This window comes from Treponema socranskii subsp. socranskii VPI DR56BR1116 = ATCC 35536 (genome assembly GCF_000468115.1).
Lineage (GTDB): Bacteria > Spirochaetota > Spirochaetia > Treponematales > Treponemataceae > Treponema_D > Treponema_D socranskii.
This window is the reverse complement of the sequence record NZ_AVQI01000079.1, coordinates 18,070-34,951: the sequence shown is the minus strand read 5'-3', so window position 1 is coordinate 34,951 and position 16,882 is coordinate 18,070. Positions and strand designations below refer to the sequence as shown.

Annotated in this window: 17 protein-coding genes; 15 read left to right on the top strand and 2 right to left on the bottom strand. The window is 46.5% G+C overall.

Translation table 11 applies throughout. The annotated features are described in order from the left end of the window. The first annotated feature begins 29 nt into the window (after positions 1-29). The gene (locus tag HMPREF0860_RS10640; RefSeq protein WP_051170004.1) at positions 30-1,817 is read left to right on the top strand and encodes a flavocytochrome c; all 1,788 of its coding nucleotides are present in this window, start codon (positions 30-32) and stop codon (positions 1,815-1,817) included. Positions 1,818-1,959: 142 nt separating this feature from the next. Next, positions 1,960-2,346 carry a hypothetical protein gene (locus HMPREF0860_RS10635; RefSeq protein ID WP_021331619.1) on the top strand — a complete coding sequence of 129 codons (387 nt, stop codon included), beginning with the start codon at positions 1,960-1,962 and terminating at the stop codon, positions 2,344-2,346. Here HMPREF0860_RS10635 and HMPREF0860_RS10630 read toward each other — a convergent pair. Both HMPREF0860_RS10630 and HMPREF0860_RS10625 read right to left on the bottom strand, forming a co-directional pair. Next, positions 2,343-3,020 (bottom strand): helix-turn-helix transcriptional regulator, encoded by a 678-nt coding sequence (locus HMPREF0860_RS10630; RefSeq protein ID WP_021331608.1) that lies wholly within the window; start codon positions 3,018-3,020, stop codon positions 2,343-2,345. The two genes, HMPREF0860_RS10635 and HMPREF0860_RS10630, sit on opposite strands and share 4 nt — an antisense overlap. Positions 3,021-3,060: 40 nt before the next feature. Further along, positions 3,061-4,176 carry an alanine racemase gene (locus tag HMPREF0860_RS10625; protein WP_021495764.1) on the bottom strand — a complete coding sequence of 372 codons (1,116 nt, stop codon included), beginning with the start codon at positions 4,174-4,176 and terminating at the stop codon, positions 3,061-3,063. A gap of 124 nt (positions 4,177-4,300) precedes the next feature. On the opposite strand from HMPREF0860_RS10625, the gene HMPREF0860_RS10620 reads away from it, so the two are divergent. From HMPREF0860_RS10620 to HMPREF0860_RS10560, 13 genes are all read left to right on the top strand, one after another. Further along, positions 4,301-5,794: an amidohydrolase gene (locus HMPREF0860_RS10620; protein ID WP_052037686.1), complete on the top strand. Its 1,494-nt coding sequence runs from the start codon at positions 4,301-4,303 to the stop codon at positions 5,792-5,794. A gap of 10 nt (positions 5,795-5,804) precedes the next feature. Further along, positions 5,805-6,179, top strand: a complete 375-nt coding sequence (locus HMPREF0860_RS10615) for a RidA family protein (protein WP_021330944.1) — start codon at positions 5,805-5,807, stop codon at positions 6,177-6,179. 33 nt (positions 6,180-6,212) lie between these two features. Further along, on the top strand, positions 6,213-7,601 hold the full coding sequence (locus tag HMPREF0860_RS10610) for a YfcC family protein (RefSeq protein WP_021330957.1): 1,389 nt from the start codon (positions 6,213-6,215) through the stop codon (positions 7,599-7,601). 160 nt (positions 7,602-7,761) lie between these two features. Continuing rightward, entirely contained in the window at positions 7,762-9,660 is a 1,899-nt protein-coding gene (locus tag HMPREF0860_RS13630; RefSeq protein WP_021495768.1) for a dihydroorotate dehydrogenase, read from the top strand. A 91-nt stretch (positions 9,661-9,751) separates the two neighbouring features. Beyond that, a complete protein-coding gene (locus HMPREF0860_RS10600; RefSeq protein ID WP_021330956.1) occupies positions 9,752-10,840 on the top strand; it encodes a 30S ribosomal protein S1 in 1,089 nt (362 codons plus the stop codon). A 2-nt stretch (positions 10,841-10,842) separates the two neighbouring features. After that, positions 10,843-11,352, top strand: coding sequence for an HD domain-containing protein (locus HMPREF0860_RS10595; RefSeq protein WP_021330934.1), 510 nt, complete (start codon positions 10,843-10,845; stop codon positions 11,350-11,352). Positions 11,353-11,578: 226 nt separating this feature from the next. Beyond that, positions 11,579-11,836: a phosphopantetheine-binding protein gene (locus tag HMPREF0860_RS10590; RefSeq protein ID WP_021330938.1), complete on the top strand. Its 258-nt coding sequence runs from the start codon at positions 11,579-11,581 to the stop codon at positions 11,834-11,836. 12 nt (positions 11,837-11,848) lie between these two features. After that, positions 11,849-12,097 (top strand): acyl carrier protein, encoded by a 249-nt coding sequence (locus HMPREF0860_RS10585; protein WP_021330961.1) that lies wholly within the window; start codon positions 11,849-11,851, stop codon positions 12,095-12,097. Between the two features lie 68 nt (positions 12,098-12,165). Next, positions 12,166-14,193 carry an AMP-binding protein gene (locus HMPREF0860_RS10580; protein ID WP_038081482.1) on the top strand — a complete coding sequence of 676 codons (2,028 nt, stop codon included), beginning with the start codon at positions 12,166-12,168 and terminating at the stop codon, positions 14,191-14,193. Between the two features lie 74 nt (positions 14,194-14,267). Continuing rightward, positions 14,268-14,633, top strand: coding sequence for an ApeI family dehydratase (locus HMPREF0860_RS10575; RefSeq protein WP_021495773.1), 366 nt, complete (start codon positions 14,268-14,270; stop codon positions 14,631-14,633). Positions 14,634-14,636: 3 nt separating this feature from the next. After that, positions 14,637-15,440 carry a glycosyltransferase family 2 protein gene (locus HMPREF0860_RS10570; RefSeq protein ID WP_021330937.1) on the top strand — a complete coding sequence of 268 codons (804 nt, stop codon included), beginning with the start codon at positions 14,637-14,639 and terminating at the stop codon, positions 15,438-15,440. Next, the gene (locus HMPREF0860_RS10565) at positions 15,433-16,431 is read left to right on the top strand and encodes a lysophospholipid acyltransferase family protein (RefSeq protein WP_021330962.1); all 999 of its coding nucleotides are present in this window, start codon (positions 15,433-15,435) and stop codon (positions 16,429-16,431) included. The genes HMPREF0860_RS10570 and HMPREF0860_RS10565 overlap by 8 nt, the downstream gene beginning before the upstream one ends. A 1-nt stretch (position 16,432) precedes the next feature. Next, entirely contained in the window at positions 16,433-16,858 is a 426-nt protein-coding gene (locus tag HMPREF0860_RS10560) for an acyl-CoA thioesterase (protein ID WP_021330943.1), read from the top strand. Positions 16,859-16,882: the final 24 nt, after the last annotated feature.

The following is a 16,882-nucleotide window of genomic DNA, read 5'->3' as shown; positions in this document are numbered from 1 at the left end:
ATAAAAATTTCGTAAAAAGGAGAAACCTTATGAAAAAGAGATTGTTTTCGGGGTTCGTGCCGGTAATGCTGTTTGCCGCAATGCTATCCGTTGCCGCGTGTAAATCAAATCAGTTATTTAAATCGGGTACTTACACAGGTAAAGGACAGGGTATGGGCGGAGCTCTTACCGTGGAAGTAAAACTTACCGATTCCGAAATCGAATCGGTAACGGTGACAAAACATAACGAGACGCCCGGCATCAGCGATCCGGCAATCGAAAAAATTCCGGCCCAGATCGTAGCTTTTCAAAAAACGAACCTCGACGTTATCGGCGGATGTTCGATTACCAGCCGCGCGATTATGCAGGCGGCGGATGCTGCGCTCAAAAGTGCGGGTGTGGATACCGCAAAGCTTAATGCGAAAAGTAAAGTAAAAAATACTGCAAAAACGAAGAATGCCGATATGAAGACCGATGTAGTTGTCGTCGGAGGCGGCGGTGCGGGTATAGCAGCAGCACTTTCTGCGGCGGAAAAAGGTGCGTATGTTATTCTTATAGAAAAAATGGGTGCGTTGGGCGGTGCTACGCAGTTATCGGCCGGTATTATTCCGGCAGTCGGTACCAAACAGCAAAAGGATGCGGGCATCGAAGATAATAATGATTGGTTTGCCCGAGACATTTTAAGGCCGAGCAACTACAGTGTTCGGCGTGATCTTGTGTATACGGTTGTCGAAAATTCCAAATCGCTGATCGAATGGCTTGAGTCGAAAGGCTGCCGTTTTACGCTTGTCACCCGTTCTTTGTACTATGGGCAATCAAACTATAGAATGCATATCAGCGACCGCTTAGGTGCCGGTATGACAGCCGCATTGATCGATAATCTTGAACATGTTGAAAATATTACCGTTATGTGCGGGACGACGGGAATCGGTTTGCTTACAAACGACAAAGGTGAAGTCGTCGGTGTCAGAGCAAATGACGGTATAAATGATTTTAATATTACGGCTAACAATACGGTGCTTGCTACATCGGGTTTCGGCGCAAACGATGAAATGGTTAAAACGTATATGCCGGAAGTTGCAAGTGCATTTAAATATGTAGCGCCGGGTGCAACGGGAGAAGGTATTCTCTGGGGACAAAGATTAGGCGCCGCCGTTGCGAATATGAAAGCATATCAGGGGCACGCATTTTATAACGAACAAATACACGCTTCTCTGTCGCAGGGAATGGCTAATATGGGCGGTATTTTCGTCAATAGTAACGGTATCCGTTTTACTAATGAATACGGCGGGTATTCCGAATTGACTCCGCACGTCCTTGCTCAGCCCGGACATTTTGCATATTTGATTATCAATGACGATATTGCCGCCGCTACCGCTGCTTTTGCCGGTTATAAAGAAAAAGGCATTGTGGTATCCGGTAATACACCCAAGCAGCTTGCGGATGCGCTGGGTATTAATGCCGAATCTCTCTCAAATACTTTTGAGCGCTATGAGGCTTCCATTAAGCGCGGCGAAGATGAGTTTAATAAAACGAAATTACCGAAAAACTGGAACGGCCCGTATTATGCGATGAAGATAACCGGCGATTTGCGCCATACGCAGGGAGGTCTTGTCACTGATGTTGCCGCTCACGTTCTGAAAGCGGACGGTACGGTTATTCAGGGGCTCTACGCTGCGGGAGGCTGCACGGAAGGTTTTGCAAGTACGGGCGGCGCCGCATATATGTCCGGCGACGGATTATTGCAAGCGCTTGTTTTCGGCCGCATAGCAGGTGAAAAAGCCGCAACTGAAAAAAAAGGGAGTATTAAAGCGACGGTTCGGTCAGATACATTTTAAAAATAATTTTGCAAACTAAGGAATGTAATCGATTTTTGCACGAAGCGGACGGTACCCCCTTATTCGGGGTGCCGTTTTTTATACGGGAGCCTCCGCCTCCGTCCGTCTTGTCCTAACTCGCGTAAAATCATATCTTTACACTATGTCCGATACCGCAGTTTGCAAATCTCCTCCGCTCTATGCGAGAGGTACCGTCATATCCTGTGAAAAAGAAAAAGGCGCGCGTCCCGAAGGAAGCGTTTTTCTGCTGAAAGCCGCCGTACCGAAGTCGGCAGCTAGACACTGTCAGTCAGTGTCGTCCTCGGTTCCGCAAACTGTAAACCCTTCCGCCTCGCTGCAAGAGGCCGCGAGTGCCGGCAGCGCTCTACAAGGCAGAAGTTTGCCGAGCGCGCGATCCGGCATGCCGCTTCCGGGACAGTTTTATATGCTCCGTGCGGAAAGGTCGGGTGTGCTTTTGGGGCGGCCGGTCAGCGTATTTCACGCCGAAGCGCGCTCGGACGAAATCGAAGTGCAGTATAGGCTGTATTAAAGCTGCGGTCGGCTTTCTTGCGTATTCTTTCTTCTGATTTCATCTAAATAGCCGTATACGGTGACTGCCGATATACCCATTTTTTCGGCAACTTTTTCAACGGCACCCTTTACTAAAAATACACCTTTAGTATCCATAAATTCAATAAGATTAAGCCGATCTTTTTTTGTTATTCGCTTTTCTCCCGACATACTGATAATTCGATCAAGTAAATCGTTAAAAACATCACTGACACCGGAAATATCCTCTATGTCCACACCTGATTCAAAAAGGTTCGCCTCCGGTTTTATAAAGTTATAAAGCATATCCATAGATGCTTCTATTGCTGTAATGTCAATATTTATACACAAAGCACCTATTACCCTATCCGCATGATTGCGTATTAATACGGTACTCGATTTTATTTTCTTTCCGTTTTCTAAGGTAAATGTATAATTACATCTTTGGTCATTTTGTAAAGAGGGAGATAATAAAACTTCCGTAATTAAGTGATCAAACGACTGTCCGTCTTGTCTTCCTGTAACATGATTGTTCATTACAAAAACGACGGAACTTTTGGGCATAGTGAGATCATGTAATACGACTTCACAGTTTTTTCCGAAGGTTTGCCCAATCATTTTTACTATTGGTAAGAACCTTTTAAGCTCATCATTCTTCATTTTTTCTCTTGTCATTTAATGATGATAGCAAACGATAGGATTGATGTAAAGAGTGCTATTGTGATTTGCCTCGACATGCAATATCAATTGTTCTTACAATATCGTTGTTTTTGATTAAGATTGCTTTATCGTAAAGATTGACGGTCGGGCAAATATGGCTTGGAATAACTTCAACTTTGTCGCCGATTTTGACTTGTTCATTGAAAGCCTTATTGATTATAACACCGTGTTCGTCAAAAAGAGCTGCGATAGTTACATTTTCAAAATTCTTGATACGTCCAAAACCGTTTGTTGCACAAATACCGATGTCTCGATTTTGACTTACCAATGCTTTTGCACCTGCATCGATGACTACTCTTTCTTTATTGGGTTTTGATATGACAGTGGCGAGGACTGTTGCCGCACAATGAGAAAAATCTTCTATAGCAGAGGCTTGCCCCACATCAAAAAAAATATAGGTCCCTATACGCAGTTCTGTAATTCCTTCTGTAAACGCACCATTTAAAATCGAAGGAGTTGCTCCGACACTTATAGTTTCAACTTCAACTCCCATATTACGCATAAGGTCTGTCGCATGTAAAGTACGACGATATGCGTTTTCTGCCAGCGAAATACATTCGGTTCTGTTTGCGGCTTTATATGTATGACCTTCGTGCGAAAAAATGCCTTTAATTATAATATGTTTCTTTTTCAGCGTATATTTAACTAAATGAATGAGGTCTGTATCTTCTATAATTCCGGAACGATTTTCACCTACTTCATATTCTATAAGGACTTCTAAAGGTTCTTTTTCCGTAGAAAAAACTTGCTCGATTTGATCGACCTGAGTTGTATTATCAATACCGATTCGCAATTTTTTTACCAGCGGCCGTAAGGCTTTCAGCCGTTTGTATTTAAGAATACCGACGATTTCATTTGCAATAAAAATATCTTGGATACCATGATTTGCCATAACTTCTGCTTCACCTATTTTTGCACATGCAATACCGGTTGCCCCGTATTTCATTTGCAATTTTGCAAAGTAAGGCATTCTGTGTGTTTTAATATGAGGGCGCAGCAATACCCCTTTAGAATCGGCTAAAGCTTGTGTGTTTTTTATATTATCGAGTACAATTTCTTCATCGATAATTAATGACGGAGTATCTATTATTTCGTATAATTTATTATTCATAATATACCTCTTTTATATAATAAATTATCTATATTATATATAATATAACATAAATTGAAAAAAAGCAATATAATTTTATATATAATTCATAAAAAATATAATTTTTTATTGACTTTTGGATAAAATGATATATAATAAAACCGAGGTGAAAATTATGAATTATCAGTCTGTTATTAATTCTATAATTAAACCATACGAGCAACGAATTATCGAGATAAGTGATGAAATTTGGAAACTTGCTGAAACAAAATTTGAAGAATATCAATCCCAAAAACTGTATTGCAGTTTTTTGAAAGAGTTGGGTTTTTCCGTTGAAACGGGAATCGGAAATCTTCCTACTGCTTTTCGTGCCAAGTACGGGACACAAGGTCCTACTATCGGTTTTTTAGGAGAATTTGATGCACTGCCGAATTTAGATCAAAAAGCTTTTTCAATTCAAAAAGAGCCTTCCGGCGGAACATCTACGAACGGGCACGGCTGCGGGCATAACTTACTTGGAACGGGGGCACTTGCAGCTGCGATTGTGATAAAAGAACTAATTGCAACAAAAAAAGTCAACGGACAGGTAGTATATTACGGATGTCCTGCAGAAGAGGGCGGTTCAGGAAAGGCTTGGATGGTGCGAGAACATTGTTTTGATGATTCCGATATTATTTTAACTTGGCATCCCTATCCGTATAACATGATATTAGGCGAAGTTTTTCTCGCTTCAATTCAAGCTGTCTTTAAATTTGACGGTATTGCTGCACATGCAGCTGCATGTCCTCACCTAGGCCGGAGCGCACTTGATGCCGTTGAATTGATGAATGTCGGCGTCAACTTTTTAAGAGAGCATGTTGTTCCTGAAGCAAGAATACATTATGCAATTATTGATTCCGGCGGCAAATTTGCCAACGTTGTTCAGCCGCATGCAGAAGTTCTTTATCAGTTACGGGCTCCCAAAATGAAAGATGTTAATGATATTTATCAAAGAGTACAAAGGATTGCCAAGGGAGCCGCTTTGATGACGGATACGAAAGTTTCGGTTCAATTTGACAGATGTTGTAGTGAAATTCGTCCGAATAAAGTTTTGAATGAATTGTTATATGAACAAATGGAATTAGCCGGTATTTGCCCGATTGATGAACAAGATATTGCGTTTGCAAATAAAATACGGAGTGCTTTAAAACCGGAAATGATCGGAACTGATGAAAGGAATTTATGCAAGTATTACGGGGAAAGAGGAACCGTTCTGGCTGCACAGCTTGAAAAAAAAGAAATATGCGATTTTTTATACCCGCTAAATCCTATTTCAAATGCGTGTTTCGGATCAACGGATGTAGGGGATGTTAGTCAAATAAAACCGGTCGGTCAAATCAGTATCGTTTCTTATGCAAAAGATACGCCGGCTCATTCTTGGCAGCTTGTTTCTCAGGGAAAAGCTCCCCTTGCGCATAAAGCGTTATTACATGCAGGAAAGGTATTGGCCGGTACTGCCTTGAAACTGCTTTGTGAGCCGACAGCGTTTGAAAAGGTAATTAAAGAATTTAATGCCGGTAGTTTAAAGGAACCTTATCTATGGCCTATTCCCCAAAAAGCAAAACCGCCGATTCCTAAAAACAAAAAAAGGTATAAATAAAGGAATAAATATGAGCATTATTAAGCAAGTTGAAGGGTTAAAACCGAATGGACATTATGCTTTGGCCGTAGTTGATGGGGGACGTATCTACGTTTCCGGTCAGTTTTCCGTTAGTTTGGAAAACGGAGAAAAAGTTTTTGGAACAGTTGAAGATGAAGCAAAGCGCGTTTTATCAAATATTGATAAGATTTTGAAAGCTGCCGGTTCTTCCGCTGCAAAAATTTTAAAGTCTACCGTTTATGTGGATGATTTAAAAAATTGGGATAAAATTAATGATATTTACAGCAGTTTTTTTAAAGATCACATTCATGCGCGAACTATTATTTGTGTTAAAGAGCTTCATTATGGATTTAAGTTAGAAATGGATGTTATTGCCGGTTTCTAATTTAAATTCAAATAATAAAATAGGAGGAATATTTTGGAAGCTAAAACGAAAAAAATTGTGGTTCCACATACGCTGGCGATCATTGTGGTTGTTATGTTTATGGCATCGGTATTGACTTATGTTATTCCTGCCGGTAGCTATGATCGTACAAAAAACGAATCCGGACAAACGATTGTACTTCCTGAAAGTTTTCATTATGTTGACAGAACTCCGGTTAATCCTCTTTCTATTTTTTCCCATGTGTTTACCGGATTAAACAAAGCAAAAAATGTTATATTTGTTTTGCTTTGTGCCGGCGGAGGAATGGGGGTATTGCTTTCTACCGGAATGTTTCAGGGTATTGCAGGTTCTGCTTGTCGGAAAGCACGAGGTAGAAATAAAGAGTGGCTTGTAATTTCTCTCCTGATGACTGTTTTCGCTTTGTTATGTATTCCGATAAATTTAAATTTCTTTATACCATTTGCTGCTTTAGGGGTGTTGGTTGCACTCAGTTTAGGTCTGGACGCTATTGTCGGTGTATCAATAGTTATGTTGGGCGGTGCTGTCGGATTTTCTTGCGGTGCAATGAATATATCCAATACCGGAACAGCACAACAAATTGCAGAGCTCCCTTTATTTTCGGGTATGTGGTTTCGTCTTCTTTCGATGATTCCTTTTTTGCTGGTCAGTATTCTCTATGTACTCAAATACGCAAAGGAAATTAAAAAAACGCCGGAAAAAAGTTTAATCTATGATGTCAAAATAGATTTTGCTTTTGAAGAAAATGATGAAACCCGATTTGTAAAACGACATATTCCCGTTGCAGTTGTTGCTTTAATCGGAATCGGTTATATCATTTATGTTTCCATTTTTGGAAAATTGTCGAATGAAATAGTTGCAACAACATTTATTTACATGGGCTTTGCGGCAGGGATTGTATACAGAATGCCGATCAATACAATCTGCAAAGAATTCATGAATGGTGTTAAAAGTATGGCGGCGACATCGATGATGATAGGATTTGCATATGTCATCGGTGTTATCCTAACAAAAGGAAATGTTATAGATACTGTTGTTCACGGGCTAGCCGGTGTACTTTCATATGTACCGAATATTCTTAAAGCTCCGGCAATGTTTATTATGCATATTATTATTAATCTGTTCATTACTTCGGGCAGCGGGCAAGCTGCCGTGTCTATGCCGATTTTCGTACCGGTGGCTGATTTGGTCGGTATTTCTCGGCAAACGGCCGTATTGGCGTTTAATTTTGGAGATGGATTCTGTAATAATATTCTTCCGCATGCTGCGGCGACAATGGGCTTTGTGGGTGCTATCGGAATCCCCTTTACCAAATGGTTTAAATATGCGATTAAACTTTTTGCTATTTGGACTGTAGTAGGAATAGTTTTATTGATGATTGCTTCTTTAATTAATTATATGTAAGTAAATATTTATTTAAAGAATATGCTGTTTGAAATACACTCCCTCGAATTTCTTTGATTTAATTTTTCACATGAATTCGAGGGGTATTGTTTCCTTACTTTTTTATGCGGGAGACGCTGTCCGTCTTGCCCTAACTCGCGTAAAATCATATCTTTACATTATGTCCGATACAGCAGCTTGTAAATCTCCTCCGCTCTATGCGAGGGGTACCGTCGTGTCCTGTGAAAAAGAAAAAGGCGCGCGCCCCGAAGGAAGCGTTTTTTTGCTGAAAGTCTGCGTACCGAAGTCGGCAGCTAGACACTGTCAGTCGGTGCCGTCTTCGATTCTGCAAGCTGTAAACCGTTCTGCCGTGCCGCAAGAAGCGGCGAGCGCTGACAGTACCGTACGCGACAAAAGTTCGCCGAGCGCGCAGTCCGGCATGCCGCTTCCGGGGCAGTTTTATATGCTGCGCGCGGAAAGGTCGCTCGTGCTTTTGGGGCGGCCGGTCAGCGTATTTCATGCCGAAGAGCGCGCGGACGAAATCGAAGTGCAGTTTCTCATCCTCGTAAAGGGACGCGGTACGAGGGAGTTGTGCGCACTGAAAGCGGGAGATGCCCTACTGATGCTCGGCCCCGTCGGAAACATTTTTCCCTTTCCCGAAAACGATACAAAAGTCTGTGTTGCAGGCGGCGGTATCGGCGTCGCGCCCGTAGCTGCTTTTGCCGAAACGCTTCCGCCCGGCTCTTACGATTTTTTTGCGAGCTTTAAAAGCGGCTCCTACGGTTTGGAGTATATCCGCCCGGAAAAATTAATAATTACGACGGACGACGGAAGCGAAGGCGTTCACGGCATGCTTCCCGCAGCCCTTACCGAAGATGCGCTTCGTGCGGGATGTTACGGTGCCGTGTATGCGTGCGGCCCTGTGCCTATGCTTTCGTATGTAAAGCGCATAGCCGAAAGCGCAGGTATCCCGTGTTATATAAGCATGGAAAGCCGAATGGCTTGCGGTATGGGTGTCTGCCTCGGCTGCACGATTCACACGAACGAAGGCAACAAGCGCTGCTGTAAAGACGGTCCCGTTTTCGACAGCCGCATCCTCGAATTTCCGAAGCCCGTATCGAAGCCTGCTCGGAAAGCGCTCGACGGAGTACCCGATCTTTCGATTGCGATCGGGGGCGTGCGTTTAAAAAATCCCGTCATCGCGTCTTCGGGGACTTTCGGATTCGGCACGGAATACGCTTCCGTATTCGATGTCGGAAAGCTCGGCGGCATTGCGAGCAAGGGGCTGACGCTCGAAGCGCGCGAAGGAAATACGGGCATCCGCTTGTGGGAAACGCCTTCGGGTCTCATGAATTCGATCGGGCTGCAAAATCCGGGCATCGCTCATTTTATCGATTTCGAACTGCCGGAAATGCTCAAACTGAAAACGGTGACGATCGCGAACCTCTCCGGTTCGACACTCGAAACGTACATCGAAGGCGCAAAGCTGCTCGATAAAAGTGCCGTCCCAATTATCGAACTGAATATTTCCTGTCCGAACGTTGCGGCCGGAGGGGCCGCATGGGGCATGACGTGTGCGAATGCGGAAAGTGCAGTGCGCGAAGTGCGCGCCGTAACGAAAAAACCGCTCATCGTCAAACTTACGCCGCAAGCGCCCGATTTTACGGGTGTCGCGCTCGCCTGCATCCGCTCGGGTGCGGACGCGCTCAGCATCGGAAACTCGTTTCAAGGCGTCGCCGTCGACATAGAGCGCGGCATGCCGGTTTTCGATAAAATCAAAGCGGGCTTCGGCGGCCCTGCCGTTCGTCCGATCGCCGTGCGCCTCGTGTGGGAAACTTTCGAAGCGATGCGCTCGCTTCCGCCGCACGAACGCGTGCCGATCGTCGCCGTCGGCGGTATCGAAAAATGGGAAGATGCGGTCGAGTTTATCATGGCGGGAGCGCTTGCCGTTGGAGTGGGTACGAACACTTTTGCAAATCCGCTGACGATGCTCGAAGTGCTCTCCGGCATCGAAGCGTTTATGAAGCGCAAAGGCTTTGCCTCCGTGTACGATATGTGCGGCATCGCACACGAGGATTGATTTCGCCGATTTGCGTTCCGATGCGATTTGCATTTCGATTTGCGTGCATCTGCGGAATGCGCTATAATCGCGTTCGAAGTATGAGGCTTTTATGAAAAGATTTGATATGGGAGAGAGGGTTTCACTCAAAGTCGTCGCGGTTTCCGCGGGTACGGTTTTTCTCGATTTGAACGCAAAAAGCGAAGGCGTACTCGACGCGTCCGAGTTTACCGATGAAAACGGCATCTGTTCGATACATCCGGGCGATATGCTCGACGTATATTTTATCGGAAACGAAAGCGGGGAAGCTCGCTTTACGACGAAGATTTCCGGCGGCAAAGCGGATAAATCGATTCTCGAAAACGCGTATAAAAACGGCATCCCCGTTGAAGGGCATGTTGACAAAGAGATCAAAGGCGGCTACGAAGTGACGGTCGGGACGAGCCGCGCCTTTTGCCCGTATTCGCAGATGGGCTGGAAGCAAAAGGGAGATGCCGCGTCATTTGTCGGAAAGCACCTCGTTTTTAAAATTCAGGAATACAAAAACGACGGGCGCGACATGCTCGTTTCAAACCGCGCCGTCATGGAAGAAGCGTACGAAAAAGAACTCGAAGCGCTCAAGGAAAAATTAAAAGAAGGCATGACGGTCGAAGCGACGGTTGTGTCGCTGCAAACATACGGCGCTTTTGTCGATATCGGCGGATTCGAAGCGCTCCTGCCGATTTCGGAAATCGCGCGCTCTCGTGTCGACGACGTGAGCACCGTTTTGCATGTCGGGCAAAAGCTCGACGTAAAAATTATTAAAGCGGATTGGGCGCACGAGCGCGTTTCGGTCAGCGCAAAAGAGTTGCTTGCCGATCCGTGGACGGCTGCAGCGGAAAAATATGCCTCGGGTTCGAAATACGAGGGCATCGTTTCGCGCGTTGCGCCCTTCGGCGTTTTTGTCGAACTCGAACCGGGCGTCGACGGACTCGTGCACATATCGGAAATGGACGGCGTCGACTCTCATACGAATCTGAACAAAGTCTTTTCGAAGGGACAAAAGATGTCGGTACTCGTCAAAGAAGTAAACGCTCGGGAACGGCGTATTTCGCTTACGCCGACGACGTCGGTCGAACAGGATAAAACGACGGCGCGCTATATTTCCGGTCAGACGGACGGCGAGGGCTACAATCCGTTTGCAGCTCTTTTGAGGAAATAGCGGTGCCGGAAAACAGCGAACTTTTGCGCGCGATGATCGCGTATGACAGAGGGGATCCGAAGCGTATCCATCACTTTTTGAAAGTGTACGAATTTGCGAAGCTGATCTGTGCGGGCGAAAAGGTCGGCGACGAGCTGCGACACGTTACGGAGACGGCGGCGATCGTACACGATATCGGTATTCACCTTGCGGAGCAAAAATACGGCAACGGGCACGGGCATTATCAGGAAATAGAGGGGCCGCCGGAAGCGAGAAAAATGCTTGAAGCGCTCGGTTACGATAAAGCGGTGACGGATCGCGTGTGTTGGCTTGTCGGTCATCACCACACGTATACGAATATCGACGGCACGGATTATCAAATTCTCGTCGAAGCGGATTTTCTCGTAAACATATATGAGCACCATGAAAACGATTCGGACGATGCAGCGATGAAAGCGGAGGCGCTCGCGGTGCGCAAAACGATTTTTCGCACGCAAACGGGAAAGGCGCTCCTCGACGAATTGTACGGATAAGCGCGGGGCGTTGCGGGGGCACGAGCGAAAAAGGTTTGCCCCCGCTCGAAAGGGGTCGGGTGAAGAGCGGAGCTCTGAACCGAGGGGAAAGGCTTTTCCCCCTTAAAAAATTTGTCGGGGCAATGCGCTGTTATCTTCGGTGAACTTTTGCCGCGCTGTTGCTTTTTTTTACGGGTTTGTTTATAATAATAAAATATATTGTAAGGGTGGGGTTTAGAAGGTCGTTATGGATGATTTAAAGCGACAGATTAAAGAAGTGATTGTATCGTCGTTGCAGCTGGAAGACGTAAAGCCGGAAGATATTGTCGATGCCGAGCCGCTTTTCGGAACGGGCTTGGGACTTGATTCAATCGATGCTCTTGAATTGGGTGTGGCGTTGAAGAAAAAATTCGGCGTAAAGCTTTCAGCCGAAAGCGCTGATAATAAAAAGCACTTTGCATCGGTCGATGCATTAGCTGAATATATTGCAGCCGAAAAGGCGTAAGAGGAATTGTATATGACTAAAGAAGAGATTTTCGACAAACTGAAAGCGATTCTTTCAAAAGAATTTGAAATCGAAGAGGATAAAATCACTCCCGCGGCAAAGCTTGCCGACGATCTTGAGCTCGACTCCATCGATTCGATTGACTTGATCGTAAAGATGAAGGATTTTATTCCCGGAAAAGTCGACCCTGCGATTTTTAAAACGGTAAAGACGATGCAGGATGTCGTCGACGCATTGTATCCGTATACGCAGCAGGCTTAATAAAAAAATGAACGCGGCAGCTCGTGCAGCCGGCCGCTTCTTTTTTTAATCGATGTCGTTTCCGATTGATGAAAAAATTTGTTAATGTTTTTTTTTATGCGGTTGCGGCGCTTTATCCCGTTCTCATCTTTGCGTTCCTTGTCGTATTAAAACTTCCGGTCAGGATTTTATCGCTGTGTATCGTCGTCGTCGCCTGTGCGTTTTTTTTGAGCGCGACGGGGCGGGTACGAAACGCGGACGGAAAGGGAAGGGGAACGGCAGAAAGTGAAAAGCGGTCTTTCGATTGGAAGCCGCTTGCGCAGTCCGCGCTTTTTCTTGCGGCGGGTCTTTTTTGTTTTTTTACGAATCGGACCGTATTTTTAAAATTGTATTCGGTAACGATCAGCGCAACGCTGCTCGTCGTTTTCGGCAGCACGCTTTTTTTGCCGCCGAACATCATTTTCAGGTTTGCGTGTCTGCAGGATAAAACGATACGCGGCTCTGCGGCGGAAAGTTCGATAGAGCGGTACTGCCGGAAAGTGACCCTTGCGTGGTGCGTCTTTTTTATCTGCAACGGAAGTGTGTCGGCATTTACGGCGTTTTTTTGCTCCGATACGGTGTGGTCGATATACAACGGCGGCATTTCATACGCGCTCATGGGCTGTATGTTTGCCGTTGAATTTATTATCAGAAGGCGGGTACAAAGAAAAATGCCGAAAGCGCATACGATCAGTACATTTACGGCGGATTCCCGCCCCGACGATTTTATCGTCTGTTACGAACGGAAGTGGTCGGACGGCGCGTATAAAACGTGGCGCGATTTTCTTTCCGATTCGGCAAAGCTTCGAAAATTCATTTCCGAAAAGTCCGCACAAAAATATATTCTCCACTGCGAAGATTATTGGTATTTTCTGTGCGCGTTCATTGCGCTTTTGCAGTGCAAAAAAACGGTGCTGTTGACGCAAAACGTTACACGCGAATTCATCGCGGAAATCAAAACGGACGGCGTCGAATTTTTAACCGACCGCGATATTGCCGATTCGATTTTTATTCCCGATGTCGTCGAAAAGGCTGCTTTTCCGTCGGAAAGCGATATGCGCTCGCTTCCGAAAATCGTCGCGGACGATACGGATATTTTGCTCTACACGTCGGGCAGCACCGGAAAGCCCAAAGGCGTCCGCCAACGCATGACCGAATTCGAACTCGACAATGCATTCGTCTTTTCGAAGTGGGGTGCGGAATTCGCAAAGCGAAAACTCGTTACGACGGTGAGCCAGCACCACATCTACGGTTTTTTGTTCGGCATCGCGCTCCCCTTCGGCTACGGCGTTCCCTTCCGCCGTACGCGCATCGAATATCCCGAAGAATTCGAAACGCTGTCCGACGAATCCTACATGATCATCGCGACGCCCGCGTTTTTAAAGCGTACCGTTGAAACGGAGCGGAAGCTCCCGCTCGACGATTGTTTTATCTTTACAAGCGGAGGCGCCGTTTCGAAAGAGCTTGCCGAAAAGACGGAAGCCGTATTCGGTTTTTGTCCGCTTGAAGTGTACGGTTCGACGGAGACAAGCGGCATTGGGTACCGGCAGCAGACGAAAGACGGGCTTGCGTGGACGCCGTTCGACAACGCGAAGATTTGGAAAGGGGAAGACGGTTGTCTCGTCATCGTTTCTCCGTATATCAAAGACCCGAAAGGTTTTGCGACCGCCGATTTGGCGGATCTTCTCCCCGACGGCAGATTCGTCATGAAGGGAAGGGCCGACTCGATCGTAAAGATAGAGGAAAAACGCATTTCGATGACGGAAGTCGAAAACAGGCTTTTGCAGAGCGGATTAGTCTCCGACGTAAAAGTCATCGCGCTCGAAGACGTGCGCCAGTATCTTGCGGCTGCGCTCGTACTCAATGCTGACGGCAAGCGGAAATTTCAAAACGAAAAAAAATTGACAATTAATAAATTCTTTCACGACTATCTTATGAATTATTTTGAAAACGTCGTCATTCCGAAACGCTGGCGCTATGTCGCGTCTCTTCCGTGCGACGTACAGGGTAAAAAGCACAAGGAAGATATCGCAGCTTTGTTTGCAACGCGCGATGCGTCGGATGCGGCCGTACGATAAAAACGGCACGGAGTTGCGATACATACGGACGGAATACGGCGCGGCGGCGTATATGAAAAGGGGGCATAATAACCATGAGTGAAAATCTGCACGATATCGTCGATGAAAAGGTTCTTTCGCAGAGCGGAGATTCCGCAGAGATCGAATTTTTTATTCCTGCTTCGAGCGATTTTTTCGACGGACATTTTCCGGAGTTTAAACTGCTCCCGGCTGTCGCACAGTTCGAAATTATAACGCGGTTTTCAAAAAAATATTTCGGTACGCAGCGTTATGTGCCGGAAATCAAACGCATTAAATTTTCCGCACCGATCAGACCCGACACGCTCGTCCGCTTAAAGCTCGATTTCAATCGCGAAAAAAAATCGATGTCGTTTTTGCTCCGGGATGCAAAAAAATCCGATAAAGCGTATTCGTCGGGAATCTTCGTCGCTGCGGTGTAGTCGATGGGTGCGATGCAAAACGCTGCGCAAAACGATGCGGTGCAGAAAGCTGCGATAAAGCTCGGCTTCGTCATCCCCGTGTACAATCACGGTTCGACGGTCGGTTCCGTCATCAGCTCTCTTGCCGTATACGACCGGCCGATTATCGTCGTGGACGACGGTAACGATGCGGCGAATAAAATGCAGATCCGCGCGGCGGTCGAGTCGTGCCCGCTCGCCGTGCTCGTCGAACGGCAAAAAAACGGCGGCAAAGGCAAAGCGATGACGAGCGGCGTTTTAAAAGCGCACGAGCTCGGTTTGACGCACGTCTTTCAAATCGATTCGGACGCTCAGCATGACGCCTCTCGCGCTTCTTTTTTTATCGAAGCCGCGGAAGAAAATCCCTCTTGCCTTATCTGCGGTACGCCCGTGTTCGACGAGTCGGTGCCGACCTCGCGCAAAAAAGGCAGAGAGATTTCAAACCGCTGGGCACGCTTTGTGTCTCTGAGCGATGAAATCGTCGACGCCATGTGCGGGTTTCGAATCTATCCGGTAGCGCCGTATTGCCGCCTGCTCACTCACCGCGCGTGCGTGGATGCGCGTATGGGATACGACGCGGATATCCTCGTACACTTCGTATGGAGCGGCGTGCATATAAAATCCTATCCGGTGCGCGTGACTTACCCTGCAGACGGCATTTCGAATTTCCGCATGGTGCGCGACAATATCCGCATATCGCTGTCGTTTACAAAATTGTTTTTGGGTATGATCGTGCGCTTGCCGGTTCTGACGTTCCGCGCTATTTGCAGAAGAAGGGTTTATGGCTGAACCTGCGGAAAGTGCGGATAAGCACTGGACACAAAAACGGGAAGAAGTGTCGAGCAGCCGCCCGATCGAATTTACCGTGTGGCTCATTTCGCACCTGCCTTTGTGGTTTATCGGTTTGCTCGCTTTTCCTATTTCGTTTTTTTATTTTGCGTGTTCGAAGCGCGCCCGAGACGAATCGCGCGCATATCAAAACCGGTTGCTGCGATATACTGCGGACAGGGGTGATTGCATAAAGCGGCCTTACGTCTATAGGCACATCGTTTCGTTTGCGCTGTGCATCATCGAAAAGATCGAAGGCTGGTGCGGTAAAATCGATTTTAATAAGATCGCGCTCCAAAAAGACGACGTTAAATCGCTGATCGATCAGCTCGATCGAAAAAAAGGCGCGCTGCTTATCGGCTCGCATTTGGGCAACATCGAAATGCTCAGGAGCCTCGCCGAATACGGCCGCACCGGCGTGTCGCACTATGTTCCCGTTACGGCGATTTTGAATTTGAATACGACGAAAAAATTCAACAATACGATAAAATCGATCAATCCGCACGTGCAGCTCAATATAATAAACGCCGATGAAATCAACGCGGGAACGATTTCGCTGTTGATGGACAGAATCGACGAAGGCGGCCTCGTCGTCATCGCCGCAGACCGCACGTCGCTCAATACTGCGGACAGGGCGATAACCGAAAACTTTCTCGGGAAGCCTGCGCGGTTTTCGTACGGCGCTTTTTTGCTTGCAGCGCTTTTAAAAGCGCCGACGTATTTCGTCTTTGCGCTCCGCGAAAAGACGCTCATGCTCACTCCGCGCTATTCGATGCACGTACATAAAACGGGCATAGCATTCGATTGTCCGCGTGCCGAACGGGAGGCGCGGATCAAGCGCTTGTGCCGCGAATATGTCGCTCTCTTGGAACAGTATTGCATAATGTATCCTTTGCAGTGGTATAATTTTTTTAATTTTTGGACGGAAAACGAAAATCGCAAGGAAGCATGATATGAACGGTTCGCTCGTTTCGGAAGAGATGACATTTAAAGTCGAATTTTACGACGTCGATTCGATGCGCGTCGCGTGGCACGGAAATTACGTAAAATTCATCGAACGCGGCAGGTGTGCGCTGCTCGATAAAATCGGCTACGGCTATCTGCAGATGGTCGAAGACGGCTACGCGTTTCCGGTCGCGGAGCTGAAGATAAAATACGTGCGCTCTCTTGCTTTCGGAGACGAAGCGCGCATCAAAGCATCATTGATTGAATACGAAAATCGTCTTAAAATACGCTACGAGATTTACAACGCGAAGACCGGCGTCCTTGCGACAAAGGCGGAAAGCACGCAGATGGCGGTAAAGCTGCAAACGGGCGAAACGTGTTTCGTGTGTCCTGAAAAATTGATAACCCGCGTTGAAAAATTGTTAAAAAAATAACGGCGTCGAATGGCGCTTGCGGAG